This window comes from Kitasatospora sp. NPDC048298 (genome assembly GCF_043201465.1).
Lineage (GTDB): Bacteria > Actinomycetota > Actinomycetes > Streptomycetales > Streptomycetaceae > Kitasatospora.
The window spans coordinates 1-3,991 of sequence record NZ_JBICYZ010000150.1 but is presented as its reverse complement, the minus strand read 5'-3'; the positions used below and the strand labels follow the sequence as shown (position 1 = coordinate 3,991).

Here is a 3,991-nt window from a genome sequence, read left to right as displayed (position 1 = left end):
TAGTTACGTGGAATCAAGCGCCGCAGGATGCGTCTCGTATCCTGCGGCGTCCCCATGTACTGAGGAGACCTGTTGGGCAACGCGGTGGTGCTGGAGGAGAAGTGGCCGGTCCTGGGCCGGCATGACCGGGCGGCCGAGTGGCTGCGAGTATGGACGGATCTGGGGCGGGCTCCTCGGACGATCGACGCGTACGCGAGAGGTCTGGCCGAGTACCTGCTGGTCTGCGAACGGGACGGGATAGACCCGGTCGTCGCGAATCGGCTGCATGTGGCTGCGTTCGTCAAGGACCTGAGCACCCGTCCGAGTCGCCGGGGAACCAATGTCGTTGCGCTGGACTCCGGGGCCGGCTTGGCCAACGCGACGTTGCAGCAGCGGCTGGTACCGGTACGGCTCTTCTATGACTACCTCATCGAGGAGGGCCTGCGGGAGTCGAACCCCGTCGGCCGCGGCCGTTACACGCCGGGCCGGAGATTCGGCGGCTACCAGCGAGGGCTGGTGCCACGGCTGACGAAGCTGCCTTGGATACCGAGCGAACAGCAGTGGCTCGACCTGCTGGAGGTCGTGCGCGGTGAGCCGGTGCGCAACCGCGTCATGCTCGCCCTCGCCTACGATGCGGCCCTGCGGCGCGAGGAGTTGTGCTCGCTGCGGACCGACGATCTCGACCCTGCCCACCGAACTCTTCGGGTGCGGGCCGAGACGACAAAGACCCGGCGTGAGCGCGTCGTTCCGTACTCGGCGGCGACCGGCGTTCTGCTGTCCGGCTATCTCACGCACCGGGCCACGATCAGCCGGGCCCGCGGGCCGCTGTTCTTGTCGGAGTCGCGCCGCAACCACGGTCAGCCGTTGACGCTATGGACCTGGTCGAAGGTGGTCCGGCGGCTCGCACTCGCCGCCGACCTGCCCCGATTCTCGACCCACACCACGCGGCACCTCTGCCTGACCGATCTGGCCCAGATGGGCTGGGAACTGCACGCCATCGCCACCTTCGCCGGCCACCGCAACACCGAGTCGACCATGACCTACATCCACCTCTCCGGACGGGAGCTGGCCGAGAAGCTGAACCGCGGCATGCAGCAGATCCACTCCTGGCGCGTGGACATGCTCACCCGGACCACCCAGACCGGCGGGACGGTCGCAGAGTGATCGCGCACCCCAGCTCAACAGCGATACGGCCGACCAACACGGCGTGGTCATGGCCGATCGATCTCGAACGCTACGACCGACACGGCCTGCTCACCGAGGCCGAGGCGGAGGCACTACGGACGCTCGACATCGACCAGCTCCGGCGCCACGATCTCACCGTCGACGCGGTGCCCCTACGACCGATTGCGCGGCTGGTCCGACCACTCGCGGACGCCTTCGCCGCCTTGCACTGGCCGCCGGGCGACCGGCACCAGCATCGATACGCACGAGACGCGGCAGGGCTCGTGCTCCTGCGGTGCGGCGAGCTCCGGCGGGCCTTCTGGGGCTGGTCCGTGCAGGATTGGGCAGACCTGATAGACACGACCGGCGCCGAGTTCCGCCGAACATGGGGCGGGCAGATCGGCCCCAACGCCCGTCCATTTGTGATCGCTTACGCCTATCTCATCGGCGAGTTCGCGGCTTTCGACCAACTCGGCCGGTTCATGCGGCCGAGCCTGGCCCGTCGGGTCTTCGGGGTCGAGCTCGTCGACTCGGCCATCCAGAAGATCAGCACGATCCTGGCCGACTGGGGCTATCGCCGCGATGCGGAGAAACTAACTTCGGCGGTCTGCCAGGTGCTGCTGTTGAACCGCAGCCCCCATCTGAAGGATCTGTCCACCGAGGCGCTGGCCGCAGTGCGCGAAAGCCCGACCATGAGCGGGCAGTGGGGCACGGACCTCCACGGCATCCACCGGGCCGTCGCCGCGCTCGGCCACGCAGACCCGCCGCCATCGGGCCACGAGGCCGGCCCCGCTGCAATGGAAGGAGTGCCGGCCGCCTGGGCCAGGTGGGTCGAGCGCTGGTACGCAACCTCGACACTGACCCCGAAGATCCGCAGAAGCTACCGCAGCGTGCTCGCGAAGATCGGCCGCTGGCTGGCCGCCGAGCACCCGGAGATCACCGAACCCGGGCAGTGGACCAGGCAGACCTGCGCGTCCTGGGTCGCGGCGGTGGACCGGATGGCTGTCGGCGACTTCTCCCAGTGGACGCACGGCATGCACTCGCAGGGCCGCCTGGGCAAACCGCTCACAGCGGAGTCGAAGTCCGGATACCTCAAGGTGCCCCGGGCATTCTTCCGCGACCTGCACGAATGGGAATGGATACCGCGCCGACTCGACCCCGCCCATGCCCTACGAACGCCTCGAAGCATCCGCGCGTTGATGGGCCCGGACCCACGGGTAATCGCCGACGACATCTGGGCCAAACTTCTCTGGGCCGGTCTGAACGTCGAGCGCGGCGACCTGCCGACCACGGACGGCCGCACATACCCGGTCGAGCTGATCCGGGCCATCACCCTGACGTGGTTGTTCGCCGGACAGCGCAGTGACGAGATCGCCCGGCTGCGGGTCGGCTGCGTCCGCTGGCAGCACGAGGGGATGCCCATCCCCGGCGACTCGGGCGAGGTCCTTGCCCGCGACGCGGTCTGCCTGCTGGACGTCCCCACCCACAAGACCGGGACCGCCTTCACCAAGCCCGTCGACCCGCTCCTGGGCAAGGCCATCGAGGCATGGCAGGCCGTCAGGCCCACACAGCCGGCGATGCTCGACCCCAAGACGGGCGAGCTGGCCGACTTCCTGTTCGCCCACCGAGCCCGCCGGGTCGCCAAGAACTACATCAACACGGCGATCATCCCGATGCTCTGCCGCAAGGCCGGCGTTCCCACCGCGGACGTCCGCGGCAACATCACCAGCCACCGGGCCCGGTCCACCATCGCCAGCCAGCTCTACAACGCCAAGGAGCCCATGACCCTCTTCGAACTGCAGGAATGGCTCGGCCACCGAACTCCCGAGGCGACCGCCCACTACGCGAAGATCACCCCGAATACCCTGGCCAGGGCCTACAACGACGCCGGCTACTTCGCCCGCAACGTCCGCACGATCGAGGTCCTGGTCGACCGCGACGCCGTCACCTCCGGGGCCGCGGCCACCGGTGAACCATGGCAGTACTACGATCTCGGTCACGGGCTGTGCTCCTACTCGTTCTTCGAACAGTGCCAGCACCGGATGGCCTGCGCCCGCTGCGATTTCTACACCCCCAAGGAATCGACGAAAGCCCAACTCGTCGAAGCCAAGGCCAACTTGCAGCGCATGCTCGTGAGCATTCCGCTCACCGAAGAGGAACGCGCCGCCGTCGACGACGGCCAGAGCGCCCTCGACCGCCTTCTCGAGCGCCTCGCCGAAGTGGCCACCCCAGCCGGCCCAACCCCGAGCGAGCTTCGCGCCGAACCTCGCCGACCCCTGCCCCTGACTGTCCGATCACCACCTGACGCCACCGATCGAAAGCGCTGCTGACATGCGACCAGCCCTCTTCACCATCGACATCCCAGGCCCGGGACGACTGAGCACCATGGCCAGACCCCGTGGCAACGACTGGCTTGAAGACGAGATGGCCGCGCTGAAGAACTGCGGCGTCGACGTCCTGGTTTGCGCGCTCACCAGACTCGAACTCGACGAACTCGGCCTCGCAGACGAACCCCGGACCGCCGCCACGGCCGGGCTGCAGTTCGTCGCAATACCCATCCCCGACCGCACCGTCCCCGACCTCACCATGATCCTTCCCACCCTGCACAGGCTCGCTGAGCAACTGCACGAAGGCGCACACATCGTCACCCACTGCCGAGCCGGCATCGGACGCTCATTCCTCCTCGCCGCCGCACTCCTCGTCCTCAACGGCATCGATCCCGACACCGCCTGGAACCAGATCGAACGAGCTCGTGGGCTTTCTGTCCCAGACACCGCTGAGCAGCGAGAGTGGACGATGGAACTGCTCAAATAGGCATGATGTTGACAAATCAGATTCCACAGAAACG

At 67.6% G+C, this 3,991-nt stretch carries 3 protein-coding genes; all 3 read left to right on the top strand.

Translation table 11 applies throughout. The annotated features are described in order from the left end of the window. The first annotated feature begins 72 nt into the window (after nt 1-72). From ACGF0D_RS44010 to ACGF0D_RS44000, 3 genes are read left to right on the top strand one after another with little or no spacing between them, the layout of a single operon-like run. Complete coding sequence (locus tag ACGF0D_RS44010) at nt 73-1,143, top strand: tyrosine-type recombinase/integrase (protein ID WP_392926175.1); 1,071 nt, start codon at nt 73-75, stop codon at nt 1,141-1,143. Then, the gene (locus ACGF0D_RS44005) at nt 1,140-3,473 is read left to right on the top strand and encodes a tyrosine-type recombinase/integrase (RefSeq protein ID WP_392926173.1); all 2,334 of its coding nucleotides are present in this window, start codon (nt 1,140-1,142) and stop codon (nt 3,471-3,473) included. Before ACGF0D_RS44010 ends, ACGF0D_RS44005 begins: the two co-directional genes overlap by 4 nt. A gap of 1 nt (nt 3,474) precedes the next feature. After that, entirely contained in the window at nt 3,475-3,957 is a 483-nt protein-coding gene (locus ACGF0D_RS44000) for a tyrosine protein phosphatase (RefSeq protein ID WP_392926171.1), read from the top strand. Nucleotides 3,958-3,991 lie beyond the last annotated feature (34 nt).